The 16996-nt window shown below is 74.0% G+C and carries 14 protein-coding genes; 6 read left to right on the forward strand and 8 right to left on the reverse strand.

The genetic code is table 11. From position 1 onward, the window contains the following. Window positions 1-2: 2 nt before the first annotated feature. Entirely contained in the window at window positions 3-2096 is a 2094-nt protein-coding gene (locus tag BN6_RS16490) for a putative bifunctional diguanylate cyclase/phosphodiesterase (RefSeq protein WP_015100816.1), read from the reverse strand. Between the two features lies 1 nt (window position 2097). Then, the gene (locus tag BN6_RS16495) at window positions 2098-2910 is read right to left on the reverse strand and encodes an SAM-dependent methyltransferase (protein ID WP_041312961.1); all 813 of its coding nucleotides are present in this window, start codon (window positions 2908-2910) and stop codon (window positions 2098-2100) included. Window positions 2911-3651: 741 nt separating this feature from the next. Between BN6_RS16495 and BN6_RS16500 the strand changes: the two genes are divergently transcribed. Further along, the gene (locus BN6_RS16500) at window positions 3652-4647 is read left to right on the forward strand and encodes an alpha/beta hydrolase (protein WP_015100818.1); all 996 of its coding nucleotides are present in this window, start codon (window positions 3652-3654) and stop codon (window positions 4645-4647) included. A 60-nt stretch (window positions 4648-4707) separates the two neighbouring features. On the opposite strand, the gene BN6_RS16505 is transcribed toward BN6_RS16500, so the two are convergent. Continuing rightward, window positions 4708-5646, reverse strand: a complete 939-nt coding sequence (locus tag BN6_RS16505) for a S41 family peptidase (RefSeq protein WP_015100819.1) — start codon at window positions 5644-5646, stop codon at window positions 4708-4710. Between the two features lie 58 nt (window positions 5647-5704). Between BN6_RS16505 and BN6_RS16510 the strand changes: the two genes are divergently transcribed. Beyond that, window positions 5705-6196 carry a winged helix-turn-helix domain-containing protein gene (locus tag BN6_RS16510; RefSeq protein ID WP_041312963.1) on the forward strand — a complete coding sequence of 164 codons (492 nt, stop codon included), beginning with the start codon at window positions 5705-5707 and terminating at the stop codon, window positions 6194-6196. A 99-nt stretch (window positions 6197-6295) separates the two neighbouring features. Beyond that, window positions 6296-7216, forward strand: a complete 921-nt coding sequence (locus BN6_RS16515; RefSeq protein ID WP_015100821.1) for a bifunctional DNA primase/polymerase — start codon at window positions 6296-6298, stop codon at window positions 7214-7216. A 69-nt stretch (window positions 7217-7285) separates the two neighbouring features. On the opposite strand, the gene BN6_RS16520 is transcribed toward BN6_RS16515, so the two are convergent. Then, window positions 7286-10006: an AfsR/SARP family transcriptional regulator gene (locus BN6_RS16520; RefSeq protein ID WP_015100822.1), complete on the reverse strand. Its 2721-nt coding sequence runs from the start codon at window positions 10004-10006 to the stop codon at window positions 7286-7288. 226 nt (window positions 10007-10232) lie between these two features. Between BN6_RS16520 and BN6_RS16525 the strand changes: the two genes are divergently transcribed. The 3 genes from BN6_RS16525 to BN6_RS16535 all read left to right on the forward strand — a co-directional run bounded on the left by BN6_RS16525 (window position 10233) and on the right by BN6_RS16535 (window position 14137). Continuing rightward, window positions 10233-11633 (forward strand): M20/M25/M40 family metallo-hydrolase, encoded by a 1401-nt coding sequence (locus tag BN6_RS16525; RefSeq protein ID WP_015100823.1) that lies wholly within the window; start codon window positions 10233-10235, stop codon window positions 11631-11633. A 100-nt stretch (window positions 11634-11733) separates the two neighbouring features. Beyond that, complete coding sequence (locus tag BN6_RS16530; protein ID WP_015100824.1) at window positions 11734-12882, forward strand: cytochrome P450; 1149 nt, start codon at window positions 11734-11736, stop codon at window positions 12880-12882. A gap of 37 nt (window positions 12883-12919) precedes the next feature. Next, window positions 12920-14137 carry an SGNH/GDSL hydrolase family protein gene (locus tag BN6_RS16535; protein ID WP_015100825.1) on the forward strand — a complete coding sequence of 406 codons (1218 nt, stop codon included), beginning with the start codon at window positions 12920-12922 and terminating at the stop codon, window positions 14135-14137. A 229-nt stretch (window positions 14138-14366) separates the two neighbouring features. Here the strand turns inward: BN6_RS16535 and BN6_RS16540 are convergent, their stop codons facing one another. Genes BN6_RS16540 through BN6_RS16555 form a run of 4 tightly spaced genes read right to left on the reverse strand, consistent with a single transcriptional unit; the run spans window position 14367 to window position 16955 of the window. After that, the gene (locus BN6_RS16540; protein ID WP_015100826.1) at window positions 14367-14753 is read right to left on the reverse strand and encodes a nuclear transport factor 2 family protein; all 387 of its coding nucleotides are present in this window, start codon (window positions 14751-14753) and stop codon (window positions 14367-14369) included. A gap of 11 nt (window positions 14754-14764) precedes the next feature. Beyond that, entirely contained in the window at window positions 14765-15538 is a 774-nt protein-coding gene (locus tag BN6_RS16545) for a molybdenum cofactor biosynthesis F family protein (protein ID WP_015100827.1), read from the reverse strand. Between the two features lie 11 nt (window positions 15539-15549). Beyond that, the gene (locus BN6_RS16550) at window positions 15550-16344 is read right to left on the reverse strand and encodes an SDR family NAD(P)-dependent oxidoreductase (protein WP_015100828.1); all 795 of its coding nucleotides are present in this window, start codon (window positions 16342-16344) and stop codon (window positions 15550-15552) included. Continuing rightward, entirely contained in the window at window positions 16311-16955 is a 645-nt protein-coding gene (locus tag BN6_RS16555) for an SDR family NAD(P)-dependent oxidoreductase (protein WP_015100829.1), read from the reverse strand. Before BN6_RS16555 ends, BN6_RS16550 begins: the two co-directional genes overlap by 34 nt. Between the last annotated feature and the right edge of the window lie 41 nt (window positions 16956-16996).

Raw genomic sequence — 16996 nt, forward strand, 5'->3', positions numbered from 1 at the left:
CGCTACCCGGCGATCACGCCCGGCGGGCCGGCCGGGGCGAACAGCGGTCCGGACGCCGTCTCCGCGCCCGCCTCCTGCCACCAGCGGGCCTGCTCCGGCGTCGACACCCCGGCCACGGACACCGCGACACCGGCCTCCCGGACCACCGCCAGCAGGTTCGCCAGCACCTGCGCCACCACCGGCGCGGGCTGGTCGGTCAGCGGGCGGCACATCCGCACCGCGCGGGCCGGGAAGTCCGCCACCCGCAGCAGGTCCGCCGGCGCGGCGGTGAACCCGTCCACCTCGACGCCCACCCCGCTCTCGGCCAGGTTCCGCAGGTCGTCGGCCGCCTCGGCGTCGCCCAGCACCACGTCGGCGGGCGCGCCCAGCCACAGCGACGCGGGCGGCACGCCGGCGTCGGCCAGCGACTCCCGCACCGTGCCGGCCAGGTCCGGGTCGGCGGCCTGGCTGCGGGTCAGCGACAGCCGCACCGGCACCTCCCGGCCCAGCTCCCGCCGCCACGCGCCGGCCTGCTCGCACGCCACCCGCAACATCCAGGTGCCCAGCGGCCCGACCAGCCCGGTGTCCTCGGCCAGCGCCAGGCACTGCTCGTGCGGCACCGCGCCCAGCCGAGGGTGGTCCCAGCGCAGCAGCACCTCCGCCGCCACGATCCGCTCGTCGGACAGCCGCACCACCGGCTGGTACTCCACCCGCAGCTCGCCGTTCTCCCACGCGCCGGGCATCGTCGCGGCCATGCTGAACATCCGCCGGTCCAGCCCGTCGCGGGTCGGGTCGGCCAGCTCCCACTGCCGGCGGCCGTTGCCCTTGGCCCGGCGCAGCGTCAGGTCCGCCGAGTCGAGCAGGTCGTGCGGCGAGGCGTCGCGCGGCGGCCGGTGCACCACGCCGATCGTTGCGGTGCAGGCGATCCGGTGGCCGTCGGAGTCGAACGGCACGGACAGCTTGTCGTTGATCAGCCGCACCATCGTGACCACGTCCGGTGTGCCGGCGGTGTTCTCCACCAGGATCGCGAACTCGTCGTAGCCGAACCGCGCCACCATGGCGTTCTCGTCGGCCACCACCTCCTCCAGCCGCGCGCCGACGACCTTGAGCAGGTGGTCGCCGACCTCGCGGCCCAGGCCGCCGGTGATCAGCGAGAAGCCGTCGAGGTCGAGGTGGAACACGGTGACGCCGGTCGCCGGGTCGGCGGTGCGCAGCGCCTGCTCCAACCGGCTGGTGAAGAACTGCCGGTTGGGCAGCCGGGTCAGCACGTCGTGCAGCGACTGGTGGTTGAGCTGGCCCTGCAGCAGGTTCACGTCCGTCGCGTCCTCGGCGAGCACGATCACCTGGTTGCCGCCCTCGTGCCGGCGCAGCGGCGAGAGGGTGAGCGTCACCCAGGCGATCTCGCCGTCCGCGCGCAGCAGCTTGCGGGGCTGGGTGATCGACGTGGTGCCGCCGGCGGTGAGCTGCGCGAAGTCCTGGCGCAGGCCGTCGTGCTCGTCCGGGTGCACCAGGTCGAACAGCGACCGGTCGGTCAGCCCGTCCTGCGGGTGGTCCACGATCCGGGCGAGCGCCCCGTTGGCGCGCAACAGGTTCGCCTTCAGGTCCGTGGTCGCTATCCCGGTCGAGGTGCAGCCCTCCACCAGGTCGTAGCGGGCGTTGCTGATCTCCAGGTCGAGCTGGGCCTGGCGCATCGCCTTGTACAGCGAGCGGCCCAGCTGCTCCTGCTGCTCCAGCGTGGACGCGCGGACCCGTTCGACGAACCCGGCGGCCAGCGCGGCGATCACGTCCACCACGCGGTCGCGCAGCCGGTCCGGCGCGCCCAGGCCGGACATGCCGAGCAGGCCCTTGCTGACCACCTCCACCGAGACCTGGAGACCTTCGGGCGCGGTGCAGTTGAGGTCGACCAGCGCCGCCCCGACCTCGCGGCCGATCTTCTGGGTCAGCGGCTCGTTGCCCACCGCCGCGCACAGCCGCTCGACCAGGCCGAGCAGGTGCCGTTCCAGCTCCGCGGTGCTCAGCGGGATGAACGTCCGCGAGCTGAGCAGGTAGGTCCACTTCTTCGCGAGCTTCGCGCGGGCGCGGAGTCCCTCCGCGTCCTGGGGAAGCGCAGCGGTCATGTCAGCGGCTCCCGCTCTCCGGCTTGAGGCCGAGGCCGGCGTAGATCAGCGCGTTCTCGTCGGCGTTGTCGGAGATGTCGCCGCGGCCCTGCGGCCGCCACAGCCCGCAGCCGACCAGGCCGGGTTCCTGGAGCTCGAAGCCCTCGAAGAACTCCGCGATCTCGGCGTGCGAGCGGTTGTTGAGGCTGTCGCGGCTCTGCGCGGCGGTGCGCGCGACACCGCGCCAGGCCGCGGACTGCCGGTCGTCGGTGACGTGCGAGATCGCCAGGTAGCTGCCCGGCACGACGTGGTCGCGGTAGCGGGCGACCAGCCGCCACGGCTCGTCCTCGTCCGGCACGAAGTGCAGCACCATCAGCATCAGCACGGCGACCGGCCGGTCGAAGTCCAGCAGCCCCAGCACTTCCGGGCGGGACAGCAGGTCTTCGGGGTTGCGCAGGTCGCCCTGCACCACGGCGGTCTTGTCGTTGCCGGACAGCAGCAGCTCGCTGTGCGCGACGGCGACCGGGTCCTTGTCGACGTAGACGACCCGGGCGTCCGGGGCGACCTCGTGGACGTTGCCGACGGTCGGGATGCCGGAGCCGATGTCGAGGAACTGGTCTATCCCGGATTCAACCAGATGGGTGACCACTCTTCGGAGGTACGCGCGGTTCATCCGGACGAGGCGCGGCGTGCTCGGCAGCACCTTCGCCGCCTGGTCCGCCATCGCCCGGTCGACCGCGAGATTGTGCGCCCCGCCGAGCATGTAGTCATATGCCCTGGCCACGCTGGGAACGGTGATGTCGACGCCCTCGGGCACCCAGTCGAAGTCGGTCATGACGCACTCCACTCCCTCAGCAACCCGAACATCCAACCGCTTCGCGCGTTCCGGCACCAGCCGATGCGGCAACTTGACTCGAATGCGCGATCCCACGGCAGCTGAACGGAGCATAGAGTGCTCGCGGTCAATCCCGGCTGGAGGCTATGGTGATGACCGCCGAAATCGGAGAACGTGAGGCTCGCACAGATCACGGATGGCGCTTACCGGCCCGTGGCACCGCCTTCGAGCTGCGAGAACGCCTCAACCTAGCCGCGAAAGTGCGGTCTCGGGCCAAGCGGGGGCGGCGGTGCCCGCAACCCGTGTCCGCGCGCCCCGAATTCGCCGGCCAGGGGTTTTCCGGAGGCGCCCGCGGATCGTTCGGCGGTGATCTGGTTTTCAGCCGGGGGAGTGGCCCGGCTTCCGGGTGTCGACCGGGTCTGGTAAGGGCTCCCGTGCCGTCCGCGCCGCATTCGGTCCGGAGTGGACGAGTTCGCGTGATCGTCGCCGCAAAACAGCGGTTCGTTAGGCCGGTCGGGTCATTGCCGGCGGAGAACCGTTTCCCCGCCGCTCGTCCGGCCGTTGTGCCGGGCGGGCTCCGGTCGGTCGTCGGCGCGCGTCCGACGGGACCGCCGCCGAACGGCCGCGGCCGGAGCCCGGGGGCCGGGCTTCCCGGGCCCCCGTGCGGTGATCGGCCCCGCGCACCCGACCGCGGCCGATGACCGTCCTGTCCCGCTGGAACCGAGGGAGGTCGTCCCCACCTTGCGCCACTCACTCGCCGCCGCCGCGGCGCTGCTCGTCGCAACGTCCCTGATCACCGCGCCGCAGGCCAACGCCGAGTCCACCTGCCGCGACATCTACGCCCCGGTCACCGTGCTCGGGCACCGGCACACCGTGCACGGGCAGCTCTGCTCACCGGCCGGCGGCGCGACCGCCGTCCAACTCCTGATCCCCGGATCGACCTACAACAGCTCCTACTGGGACTACGACGACGGCGCGCACTCGTTCCGCGCCGCGCAGAACGCGGCCGGGTTCGCGACGCTCGCCGTCGACCGGTTGGGCACCGGGGCCAGCTCCAAGCCGCTGGGCCTGCTGCTGACCAGCTTCGTCCAGGCCGAGGCCGTGCACCAGGTGGTGCGGGGCCTGCGGTCCGGCGCGTACGGGCCGTCCTACGCCAAGGTGATCATCGGCGGGCACTCGCTGGGCTCGTCGATCAGCATCCTGGAGGCGGGCACCCACCACGACGTGGACGGCGTGCTGGTGACCGGGCTGACCCACCGGGCCAACCCGGCGGGCGTGGTCACCGTGCTGGGCAGCATGATCCCGGCCAACCTCGACCCGAAGTTCGGCCTGGGCCAGCCGTTGGGCTACCTGACCACCTCGCCCGGCACGCGGTTCGCCGCGTTCCACGCGCCGGGGTTCCTGTCCGGTCCGCTCAAGGCGCTGGACGAGCGGACCAAGGACGTCTTCTCACCGACCGAGGCCGTGGACGGCCTGGGCGTCGCGGTCCTGCTGCCCTACAGCAGGCTGATCGACGTGCCGGTGCTCGTCGTGACCGGTCAGCACGACGCCACGGTGTGCGGTCTGCTGGCCAGCAACTGCTCCAACGCCAACACCCTCCACGCCGACGAGGCGCCCTACTACCGCGATCTCCGCACGTACGTCGTGGAGGGCTACGGGCACTCGGTCAACCTGGCCCCCAACGCGGGCCAGTACTACGCCGCCGTCGCTTCCTGGGCGAAGAAAGTCGTCGGCTGAACGGCTGTGCGGGGTTCGCACGCGCACGCGGACCCCGCACACCGTCGCGCCCGGCGGGTTTCAGGACGTGCCGGCGGCCAAGGCCCGTCCGGCTTCGGCGGCGGTGGGTCCACCGCGGCGGACCAGTTCGGCCAGGGCTTCGCGGTACGCGGTGGCGAGGGCTTCGGCGGCCGGGGTGGCGATGGTCGGGGTGACGCCGACGAGCTCCCAGTTGGTGTTCGAGACCGGGTTGATCGCCCGCGCGGTCGGGATGGTCGCCTCCAGGTGCGGGTGCACGGTGAAGCCCCGCCGGGGGTGCGCGCCGCCGCCGGTCCGCTCGCCGACGATGGTGGCCCGGCCCAGCTGCTGGAGGTCGTAGGCCAGCTCTTCCGCGCCGGAGAAGGTTTTGCCGCTGGTCAGGACGTAGACCGGCTTCTGCGCGCCGAACGCCCGACCGGACACGTAAGGCAGGCTCCAGAACTGCTGGTAGCTGTCGTCGTCGCGGCTGTACATGGTGTTGAGGTGGGTCGGCTCGGCGAGCAGGTAGCTGCACACCAGGGCCACCGTGTGCGGGTCGCCGCCGCGGTTCTCGCGCAGGTCGAGGATCAGCGCCTCGGCCCGGGACACCAGGGTGAACGCGGCGGCCAGCACCTCGCCGGCCCACTCCACCCGGGACAGCAGCGGGGCCAGTTCCAGGACGGCCACGCCGCCGGGCAGGCGTTCGACCCTGGGCACGCCGCCCATCGACTCGGCGAACAGGCGGGCGTCGACCTGCTCCACCGCGGCGTCGTCGCCCTCCGGGATCTCCTCCTCGTGGTGCTTGAGCCGCAGGTGCCGGTCGCCGTTGACCGACTGCAGGTCGGCGGTGACCAGCTCGGCCAGCTCGCGCGGGTCGGTCGCGGCGGCGTAGGCGGTGGCGCGTGCGGCGAGGACGCCGTCCAGCTCGGTGGCCACGTCCGGGAAGACGTAGTACTCGCGCAGCAGCCCACGGGTCCGGTCAACGATCTTGGGGGTGTCCACGGCGCGGAGTACAGCAAGGGATTTCCGAAAGCGTCAACAGAATTGGACACTTCGCGGTGTGGGCGAGATCGTGCGGATCGGCACGCCGGAGCAGTTCGAGGCGCCGGCCCACCCCCTGCGCCAACGGCTGCTGTTCGTGCTCGGCCGCGAACCCGCGACCACCAGCGGGCTCGCGGTGGCGCTCATGGCCGCCAAGGAGAGCATCGGCCACCACCTGAAGGTGTTGCGGGCAGCCGGGTTGGTGCGGGTGGTCGAGACCGGGCAGGTGCGCGGCGGGACCGAGCAGCACTACCAGCGCACGTTCCGGCGGACGGCCTTCGCGGCACCCGAGGCCGAGCACACCAGCGCGATGTTCGGCGCGGTCGCCGAGGAGGTCGTGCAGGACCCGACGGCGATGGTCACCTTGCGGCACCTCAGGCTCACGCCCGACGCCGCCGGAGAACTCGGCCAGGCGTTGCGGGCGTTGATAGCCGACGCCGCCGGCGCGGGCGGCGCGGGCGGCGACGAGTCCGTGCACGGCGTCCTGGTGACCGTGTACCGGCAGTCCTGACCTGGTGTCATCCGGACGCACCTGTACGCAACCCGCTGTCCTGGCGGACAATGGACGTGGCGCGCTTCCCCCGTTGCCGTGAGGCGGAGGGGGCCGACCATGGGCGTGTTGCGGGCGAGACTGGCGGCGGCGGTGGCCGCGATCGACCGGGGCTGGCCGGTGATCCCGTTGCGGCCCTTCGGGAAGGTGCCCGCGCTCAAGGACTGGGACCGGCGGGCGACGCTCGACCCGGACCAGGTGCTGGCGTGGTGGGAGCACCGGCCCTACAACATCGGGATCTCCTGCCGGGCGGCCGGACTCCTCGTCGTGGACCTCGACCAGGGCGTGCCGCACGGTCGGGACGTGCTCGCCGACCTCGCGCGCGCCCACGGGGCCGACGACCCGCGCGACACCTACACCGTCGCCACCCCCAGCGGGGGAGAGCACCGCTACTTCCGCGCGCCGGACACCCCGTTGCGCAACACCGCGGGCAAGCTCGGCCGGCACGTCGACACCCGCGCCGCCGGCGGGTACGTGGCCGCGCAGGGCTCCATCCGGCGCACGATGAGCGGCCTGCGGCTGTACAAGGTGGTGCGCGACCTGCCGGTCGCCCCCGCGCCGGACTGGCTGGTCGCCCGGCTGAGCCCGCCGGTGCCCGAACCCCGGACCGGACCCGGGACCGGACTTCGGGCCGAACCCGCTGATCCGCCGGCGCCGCGCCGGGTGCGCGCCTACCGCGCGGCGGTGGTGGACGGGGAGACCGGCCGGGTCCGGTCGGCCCTGCCCGGCACGCGGGCGCACGTGCTGTTCACCGCCGCGTGCCGGCTCGGCGAACTGGTCGGCGCGGGCTTCCTGGACGAGCACGCCGCGCGGGACGTGCTGCTGGACGCGGCGGCCGGGCACGTCGGCGTGGACGGCTGGACCGAGCGGGAGGCGGCGCACCACGTCGGCAACGGCATCGCCGCCGGGCGGCGGCGACCCCGGGTCATCCCGGAGCGCCGCTCGCCCGACGACGTCGTGTTCGTGCCGCGCCAGCGCTAGCCCGGCGGCGGCGCTGTGGCGGCGCTGCGGTAGCCCGGCGGCGACGGCGGCGCACGGCCGTGGGCCGGGTCAGTTGCGGCTGAACAGGGTCGCCTCCACCCGGTCGGCGTCCTCGGCCCGGCGGTGCCGGCGGTAGAGCTCCAGCGCCCGCTCCCACATCAGCCGGGCGTCGTCCAGGGAGCCCAGGGCGGCGTGCGCGTGCGCCGCCCGGTCGAGGATCTCCGCCTCGGCCAACGTCCGGCCCAGGCGTCGGCACAGCGCCAGCGCCTCCTGGTAGTACCGCACGGACTCGGCGTACCAACCGGCCTCGTGCGCGGTGTGCCCGAGGCTGTCCAACGCCGCCGACTCGCCCTCCTCGTCGTGGTGCTCCCGGTACAGCGCGAGCGCCTGCTCGCAGTGCTCGCGCGCCGGTTCGTAGTAGCCCATGCGGGTTTCCAGCCAGCCCACGATGTTGAGGCCCTCCGCGACGTCCAGCGGCTCGCCGTGGTCGCGGTAGAGGTCCAAGGCGGTGGTGGCGTGGCGCAGCGCGCGGGAGTGGCTGCCCTGCTGGGTCCACGCCTGCGCGAGCGAGTAGTGGGTGTGCGCGCGGGGCACCTCCGCGCCCGGCCGGTCGGCCAGCCCGAGCGCCTGGTGCAGGTGGCGCACGGCGGCGTCGTGCTCCTCCAGCCACATGTGCGCGTAGCCGAGCCGGCGGTGGGCCAGCACCTGGACGTCGGCGTCGGCCAGCCGCCGGGCCGCGGTGAGGGCGATCTCCCAGGTGTCGAGCATGTCGCGGTGCAGGCCCTGCCGCTGGTGGAACGTCTCCAACGTCCACGCCAGCTGCCAGGCCCGCTCGTGCAGCCCCGCGTCGACCGCCAGCCGCTGCACGGCCGGCAGGCAGCGGTACTCCTCCTGGAACCACTCCCACGCCGCGGCCTCGTCGGTGTGCGACACGGCCACGCAGCCCGACGCCATCGGGCCCAGGTCGATCAGGAACCGCGCCGGGTACAGCAGGCGCTCGGCGGCGAACGCGGCGTGCGCGTAGTGGTCCACCAGCCGGCGCACCGCCTCCTCCTCCACGCCCGCGCGGTCGGCCGCGTACAGCCGCACCAGGTCGTGCATCCGGTACCGGCGCTGCCGGACCACCAGGTTCGCCGACTCCAGCGTGCTCAGCAGCACCCTGGTCCGGGCCACCGGCAGCCCGGCCAGCGACGCGGCGGCGGCCGGCCCCAGGTCCGGGCCGGGCGCGAGGCCGAGCAGCCGGAACAGCCGGGCCGCGTCCGGGTCCAGCGCCTGGTAGGAGGCGTCGAACAGGGCGCGCAGGCTCAGCGCCGGGTCGCCGGTGTCGAACGCGTCGAGCCGGTTCACCTCGTCGCGCAGCTCGTCGGCCAGCGCCCGCAGCGGCAGGTCCGGGCTGGTCGCCGCGCGCGCCGCCACGATCCCCAGCGCCAGCGGGAGCCCGGCGCACGGCCGCAGCAGCTCCTCCACGGCGGCCGGCTCCGCGTCGATCCGCGCCGCGCCCACCTGCCGGACCAGCAGCTCCCGGGCCTCGTCGGGGGCCAGCAGGTCCAGCGGCACCGGCAGCGTGCCGCTGGTGGCGACCAGGCCGGTCAGCGCGTTACGGCTGGTGATCACGACCGTGCAGCGCGAGCCGCCGGGGATCAGCGGGGTCACCTGCCGCACGTCCCGGGCGTTGTCCAGCACGACCAGCATCCGCCGGTCGGCGACCAGGCTCCGGTACAGGCCCACGGCGGCGTCCGGGTCGGCCGGGACCGCGTCGCGCTCGACGCCCAGCGCGTCGAGGAACCCGCGCACGGCCGCCGCCGGCTCCAGCGGCGCGCGGTCGGCGCTGTACCCGCGCAGGTCCACGAACAGCTGGCCGTCCGGGAACCGGTCGAGGTTGCGGTGCGCCCAGTGCAGCGCCAGCCACGTCTTGCCGATCCCGCCCGCGCCGGCGATGGCCGAGACCACCGCGTCCGGCCCGTCCAGCCGGTCCAGCTCGGCCCGCCGGCCGACGAACGAGCCGGGCGCGGCGGGTAGTTGGCGCGGCACCACGACCTGGTCGGCGCGCGGTGCCGGGTCCAGCGCCGGGTCGGCGTTGAGGATCCGCCGGTGCAGCAGCCGCAGCGCCGGGCCGGGATCGGCGCCCAGCCGGTCCACCAGCAGGGTGTGCACCCGCCGGTAGTGCTCCAACGCGTCGGCGGTGCGGCCCGCCCGGTAGAGCGCCAGCAGGTACTGCGCGGCGACCCGTTCGTCGCGCGGGTGCTCGGCGACCCGCGCGGCCAGTTCCGCCACCAGCTGCTCGCCCTGGCCCAGCCGCAGCCGCGCGTCGACCCGGTCGGCCTCGGCGTCGAGCCGCTCGCGGGCCAACCGCTCGCGCTCCTCGTTCGCCCAGTCGCTGTCCAGGCCGGTCAGCGCCGCGCCCCGCCACCACCCCAGCGCCTCGGTCAGCAGCCGCTCGGCGGACCGGTCGTCGGCCGAGCGGGCGAGCCCGCGCAGCTCCCGGAACCGGTGCAGGTCCACCGCGTCCGGCGCGGCGGCCAGCAGGTAGCCGCCCGAGCGCAGCAGGATCGGCGTGCCCTCGCCCAGCACCTGGCGCAGCCGGGACACGTAGCTGGACAGCGTGGCCCGAGCCCGTCCCGGCGGGTCCGCGCCCCACACCCGCCCGATCAGCTCGGCCACCGTGAGCACCCGGTTGACGTCCACGGCGAGCGCGGCCAGCACGCACCGCTGGCGTGCCGGCCCCAGGTCCACCGTCTTCCCCCCGGCCCGCGCGGAGACCTCGCCGAGCAGGCTGAACTCCATCGACATGACATTTCCCCCTGGTTCCCCCGTGCACAGGGATAGCGAGGGCGGCGGGTTCCGGGCAGGTCCTTGCCCGGGGTTCACACGATCGGCGGTAGGCGGGCGGTGGCCGGCGCGCTCCGCACCGGCCGATGTCGCTGATTTTCAAGAAGTCGGCGCGGATTGGCAACGAATCGCGGGACCGCCCTGGCGCAGACTCGACTTCAGGCGAGCTCTTCTGGGGGGCAGACTGATGCGCAGTGTCGCGCTGGCCTTGGCCGCGGTGACGGCCGTGGTGACGTGGGGAGTGCCGTCGGGAGTGTCGTCGGGGGGAACTCCCGCCGCCGGCTCCGAGGGTTCGCGGCTGGCCCGGTCGCTGTCGGCGGCGGTGCAGACCCGGGACGCGATGGACTCGGTCCGGGCCTTCGACCGGATCGCCCGCGAGAACGGCGGCAACCGCGAGGCCGGCCGGCCCGGCTACGAGCGGTCCCGCGAGTACACCGAGCAGGTCCTGCGGCGCGCCGGGTACCACGTGCACACCGAGCCCGTGCCGTTCCTGGGGTGGCGGACCGACGTGGAGCGGCTGTCCGCACCCGGCGACGTCAAGGTCCTGATGGCCCAGTTCGTCCCGTCCGACGCGGTGACCGGGCGGCTCGCGCGAGCCGCCGCGGCCGGTTGCCAGGTCGGCGACTACCCGCCCGGCACGGTGATCGCCGTGGTGCCCTCCGGGACGTGCCCGAGCGGCGACAAGACCGTGGCCGCACGGGACGCCGGCGTGCGGGCCGTGCTGATCTACGACGTCTCGCCGGTCCCGGACACGGTCCTGCGCCGCCGCGTGGTCGGCACGCCGCTGCCGGTCGGGTTCATCAGCCAGCACAGCGCCGAGTCCCTGGCGGCCGGCGACGCGACGCTGGAACTGCGCGGCCACGCCGTCCAGTCCACCACCGTCAACCTGTTCGCCGAGACCTCCGGCGGCGACCCGGCCAGTGTCGTGATGGCGGGTGCGCACCTGGACAGTGGCGCGGACGGGCCCGGCATCAACGACAACGCGACCAGCGTCGCCGCGCTGCTGGAGACCGCGGTCCGCCTCGCGCCGCACCAGAAGACGGTGCGCAACAAGGTCCGGTTCGCGTTCTGGGGCGCGGAGGAGCTGGTCAACCTCGGCTCCATCCACTACATCGAGACCCGCACCCCGCAGCAGCTCGCGGCGATCAGCCTCTACCTGAACTGGGAGCTGATCGCCTCGCCGAACTTCGTGCGGTTCGTGGTCGACGGCGACGACAGCGACCACCCGGGCACCGGCGCGCCCGCCGGACCGCCCGGCTCCGGCACCGTCGAGGCCGTGCTGTCCGAGGGCTACCGGGTGCAGCACCTGCCGTTGCGCACCGCCGACCTCAACGACATCCGCTCCGACCAGGAACCGTTCGCCAAGGCCGGGATCCCGGTCGGCGGCGCGTTCGGCGGGGTGCGCGGCATCAAGACGACCGAGGAGGCCGCCGTGTTCGGCGGCACCGCCGGCCGGCCGTACGACCCGTGCTACCACCAGCCCTGCGACGACCTGTCGAACGTGCACGTGGGTGCGCTCGGCGAGGCGATGCGGGCGATGGCGTGGGCGGTGGGGAGGTTCGCCGTCGACGACGACCTGCGGACGTGAAGGAGGTGCCGACATGGACTACCCCCACTAGCAACTAGCCGCTAGAGGGTGGGGCGTGCGGCTCGGCACGCCCCACCACGGCTGTCCAGGAGTGTCCTAGATGACCAGCATCTTCGCCCCGCTCTCGGCCACCATGCTGGCCGACCCGCACGCGGTCTACGCCCGGCTGCGCGCCGAGGACCCCGTGCACTGGCACGACCAGCTCGCCGCGTGGGTCCTCACCCGGCACGACGACTGCACCCGGGTCCTCAAGGACACCACCGCTTTCGGCTCCGACCCGCGCGCGCTCGGCAAGCCGCTCCCGGATTCCGTGCTGAGCCTGCAAACTCTCGACCCGCCCGAGCACACCGCCGTGCGCCGGCGCTTCCTGCACCCGCTGCGGGCGTTCGAGGACGGCTTGTGGGACAAGGAGATCCGCCGCGTGGCGCGCGACCTCGTGGACCGGCTGGACGGCGTGGTGGACTTCGCGCGCGACGTCGCCGAACCGCTCGCCCTGCACGCCGTGTGCACCCTCTACGGCATCCCGTTCCCCGCCGAGCACGAACGGTTCCGGGCCACCTCGCGGACCATGGTCCTGGGCATGGACGCCGGCCTCGACCCGGCCCGCCGCGAACCGGCGCTGGCCGCGCGCGATCAGCTCAACGCGATGATCGCCGGGTGGCGCGCGGCGGCCGTGCCCGGCGGGGTCCTGGCGTCGGTCGAACCGGGGGAGGACCGGGTGCTGCGCAACTCGCTGCGCGCGGTGTTCGACGCCGGCTACTCCACCACCGGCAACCTGCTGGGCAACGCCGTGCACTGGCTGACCGACCGCAAACCGTGGCGCGGCGCGGAACTGGCGGAGCTGGACGGCCGGGCCGCCGACGAGCTGATCCGGCTGGCCGGTCCCGTGCAGGCGGTCAGCCGGCACTGCAAGCGGGACACGGAGCTGCGCGGCCGGCCGGTGCGGCGCGGCGACGTGCTCGTGCTGGTGCTGGCGGGCGCCAATCGAGACCCCGAGGTGTTCCCCGACCCGGATGTGGCGGACTTCACCCGCAGCCCCAACCCGCACCTCGGGCTGGGCCGCGGCGCGCACTCGTGCTTCGGCGGGCACCTGGGCCGACACCTGCTGATCACGCTGCTCGCGGAGCTGGCCCGGCTGGACCGGATCGAGGCCGGCGGCGAGCCGGTGCGCCGGCCCACCGCGACCCAGCGCGGCCTCGACCGGCTGCCGATCCGCTTTTCCCGGGGGAACAAGCACGCGGCGGCGTAGGTTGATCCGGGTCGTATAACGACCATGGGGGTCACGGATGAAGAAGATCGCGGCAGTACTGCTCACCGCGGCGCTCGGGGTGGTGCTCGCGCCCACGGCGTCGGCCCACCCGGGCTGGGCGGCGACCTGGGCCGCCTCACCGCACGAGCCCACCGACGTGTTCGGGCCCACCTGGGGCACCGAGGGCTTCGACAACCACACCGTGCGGCAGGTCGTGCGGACCAGCGGCGGTGGTCCGGCGGTGCGCGTGCGCCTGTCCAACGCCTACGGGAGCACGCCGCTCAAGCTCACCGGGGCGACCGTCGCCCGGTCCGCGCAGGGCGCGGCGGTGCGGCCGGAGACGGTGCGGCACCTGACCTTCGGCGGCCACCGCTCGACCACCGTGCGCCCCGGCGGCGAACTGGTCAGCGACGTGGCGTTCCTGCCGGTCGAGCCGTTGCAGCGGCTCACCGTCACGCTCTACTTCGCGGGCCGGACCGGTCCGGCGACCGGCCACTCGTTCGCCACCGCCACCAGCTACCGGGCCGGCGGCGACCACCGGGCGGACGCCTCGGCCGCCGCGTTCGGCGAGAAGTCCGAGTCCTGGTACTACCTCAGCGGGGTGGAGACCGTCGACCGCACGCCGCGCCGGGACGTGGTGGTGGCCTTCGGCGACTCCATCACCGACGGCGCGGGGGCCACTGTGGACGGTGACAACCGGTACCCCGACGAGCTGGCGGAGCGGTTGCGCGGCAGGAAGAACGTCGTCAACGCCGGGATCGGCGGCAACCGGGTGCTCAACGACTCGGCGTGCTTCGGCGAGAAGGCCACCGAGCGGTTCGCCCGGGACGCCCTCGGGCAGCCCGACGTGCGCACGGTGATCCTGCTGGAGGGCATCAACGACATCGGGTTCAGCAACTTCCCGATCGACTGCGCCCTGCCCAACCCGGTGGTGACCGCGGCCGACGTGGTCGCCGGCTACCGCGACCTGATCCGGCAGGCGCACGCCAAGGGCGTCCGGGTCGTCGGCGCGACCCTGTTGCCGTACAAGGGCGCGGCGTACCACACGGAGGCCGGCGAGGCGGTGCGGGACGAGGTGAACGCCTGGATCCGCACGTCCGGGGAGTTCGACGCGGTGGTGGACTTCGAGAAGGCCACGGCGGACCCGGCCGACCCGGACTCGCTGCTGCCGGCCTACGACAGCGGCGACAAGCTGCACCCCAGCGACGCGGGCTACCGCGCGATGGCGCAGGCCGTTGACCTGTCGGTGCTGTAGAACCGTTGCGGTGGCACGAGCCGTGCCCTACCGGTGGGTGCGGCGGTAGGTCGTGCCGACGACGGGGTCTCCGGCGGGCGCTGACCGGCGCAGCCGTAGCTGTCCGTGAAACCGTTGCGGTGACGTAAAAAGAGAGCGGGCCGGTCGGCCCGGACCGGCCCGCTCCCGTCCGAGGGGGGAACTCCCCGGGAGGAGCGGGCCGCCCCGCCGAGGGCGGCCCGCTCCCGTCTCAGGACTCCGCGCCCACGATCAGCGCGGTGTCGGCGACCTGCTCGAAACTGGTGACCCGGCCGTCGGCCACCCGCCAGATGTGGGTGAACCGGGCGGTCATGCCCTTGCCGGTCGCGCGGTGCACGCCGGTGTAGCTGCCCAGCGCGACGACCGTGTCGCCCGCGTCCAGCAGTTCGGCGACGGACACGCCGAACGACGCCCAGTCCGCGCCGATCCGCTGGAACACGTTGGCGACGATGGCGTCCCGGCCGACGTAGGTGCCGCCGTAGGTGGAGCCGGCGGCCTCGGTCCAGGAGGCGTCGGGGGCGAGCGGGGCCAGCATCCCGTCCAGGTCGCCCCGGTCGGACGCGGCGTAGTGGGCGCGGACGACGTCCAGTGCGGTCATGTTCTTCCTTTTCAGACGGGCTGTTCGTCGGGGTAGGACACCCGGCCGAGCGGTTCGACGTGCGCGCCGCCGGGTGCGCTGCGGATCTCGCCTTCGCCGTTGAGGCCGAAGAACGTGCCCGTGGTGCGCATCGCGTCCAGGTCGTAGAGCCACGTGGTCGCGACCGGGATGCGGAACTCGCGGAAGGTGAACACGTACCGGTTGTCCGAGATCTTGTACGCGGTCGCCAGGTCCACGTCGCCGTGGCCGCGCTGCTCGCCCACCAGGCACTGCCAGGCGTAGCGCTCCGAGCTCAGGTACACGTGCTCGTAGAGGTGGTTGGGGCTGTAGCGGTAGAGCGCGCGGAACCCGATCAGCTCGCGCGTCTCGGCGGCCGGCTCGCCCTTCGGGCCGACGCCGTCACCGGTGTCGAGCACGCCCGGCTTGAAGACCTGCGACACCTGGGGGACGCCGTCGACCTTCTGCTCGGCGATGGTCGACTCGACGCTCAGCGTCCGCCGGTTGTCCACGTCGGCGATCAGCACGGCGCACTCGCGCGGCGTCTTGGTGTCGATGAGCGTCAGGAAGTAGATCCCCGGCGCGCCCTCCACCGCCTCGTACCGGTCGGTGCCCGACGCCTCGCCCGCGGTCCACGCGGCGTGCGACTCGTCGGTGAAGGTCAGCGTGACCTCGCCGCCCTCGTCGTGCCGGACGGTCCAGGTGAGGCCGACCAGGGCGTCGGTGCGCGGCAACCGGTTGCCGTCGATGCCCTTGGCGAAGTCGTCGACGGTCTTCCACTCCGACATCTGATGTCCTCTCAGGCCAGTTCGATGGTGGGCAGGTCGACGGCGCTCGCGCCCGCGTCCGCGGTGACGATCGCGCCGCTGACGATCGAGGCGTCCGAGGAGGCCAGGAACGCGATCACGGACGCCACCTCCTCCGCGTCGGCGGGGCGGCCGAGCGGGGTGTTCTCGGTCAGCAGCGCGTAGGCGTCGTCGCGGCTCAGGCCGCGCGACTCGCCGAACCGGTCCATCTGCTCGTCGGCCATCGCGGTGCGCACCCAGCCGGGGCACACCACGTTCGAGCGGACGCCGTGCTTGCCGTAGTCGCGGGCGATCGAGCGGCTCAGGCCGATCAGGGCGTGCTTGGTGGCGGTGTAGCCGGCCACCGCGGGGCCGGCGAACAGGCCCGCGAGCGAGGACACCAGCACCACCGAGCCGCCGCCGTCGACCAGGCCGGGCAGCGCGGCCCGGATGGTGACGAACGCGCTGGTCAGGTTGGCGTCGAGGGCGAGCTGCCAGCCCTCGTCGGTGGTCTCCGCGGCGGTGCCGAGCCCGTGGCCGCCCGCGTTGGCCACGACCACGTCGATCCGGCCCAGGCGTTCGGTGGCCTCGGCGACGACGGCGGCCATCGCCGCGCCGTCGGCGGCGTCGGCGGGCAGCGCCAGGGCGGCGTCGCCCAGCGGGCCCGCGACCTCGGCCAGCGGCGCGGGCCGGCGGCCGGTCAGCACGACCTTGCCGCCCTCGGCCACGACCAGCCGCGCGGTGGCCGCGCCGATGCCGGTGCCCGCGCCGGTGATCAGGGCGACCCGGCCGGTGAATCGAGAGCCCATGTCGGTCCTCCAGTGGTGACGGCGAGGTCGGCGACGGTGTCGGCGACCTCGGCGGGATCAGGGGTGCAGCGGGCGGTGACGGAGCGGACCAGGACGCCGGCGGGCGCTGTGTCCCGGGCGACGGCGCGGACCAGGCCGCGCACGCCCGCCGCCGCGGCCGACTGGTGGGGCAGGTGCGGGCAGGTGACCGCGACCGCCACGATCACCCCGGACCGCATGGCCCGCAACGCGGCCCGGGTGGTGTAGAACGCGGCGTCGAGCTGGGTGGCCAGGACCTCGTGCCACGCCTCGTCGTCCACGGCGAGCGTGGTGAGGACGTCGGCTTCGCGGGGTCCCGGGCAGGGTAACGCGGGGGTGGTCACCACGAGCAGGTCCAGCCGGCCGAAGTGGTCGACCACCGCGGTCACCGCCGACTCGGCCTGCGCCGGGTCGGCCGCCTCGGCGCACACCGCCATGCCGCACCACAGCGCGCCGCCGACCAGCTCCACCGCGGTGGAGTCGGCGTCCAGCGCGGCCACCCGTGCCCCGGCGGCGTCGAGCCTGCGCGCCACCGCCGCGCCGATCCCGGAGCCCGCTCCGGTCACCAGCGCGACCACACCTTCCATGCCCATGATCGGACGTTATCCGCGCGACACCCGCCTGCCCCATAGCC

The sequence above is a fragment of the Saccharothrix espanaensis DSM 44229 genome, from assembly GCF_000328705.1.
GTDB lineage: Bacteria > Actinomycetota > Actinomycetes > Mycobacteriales > Pseudonocardiaceae > Actinosynnema > Actinosynnema espanaense.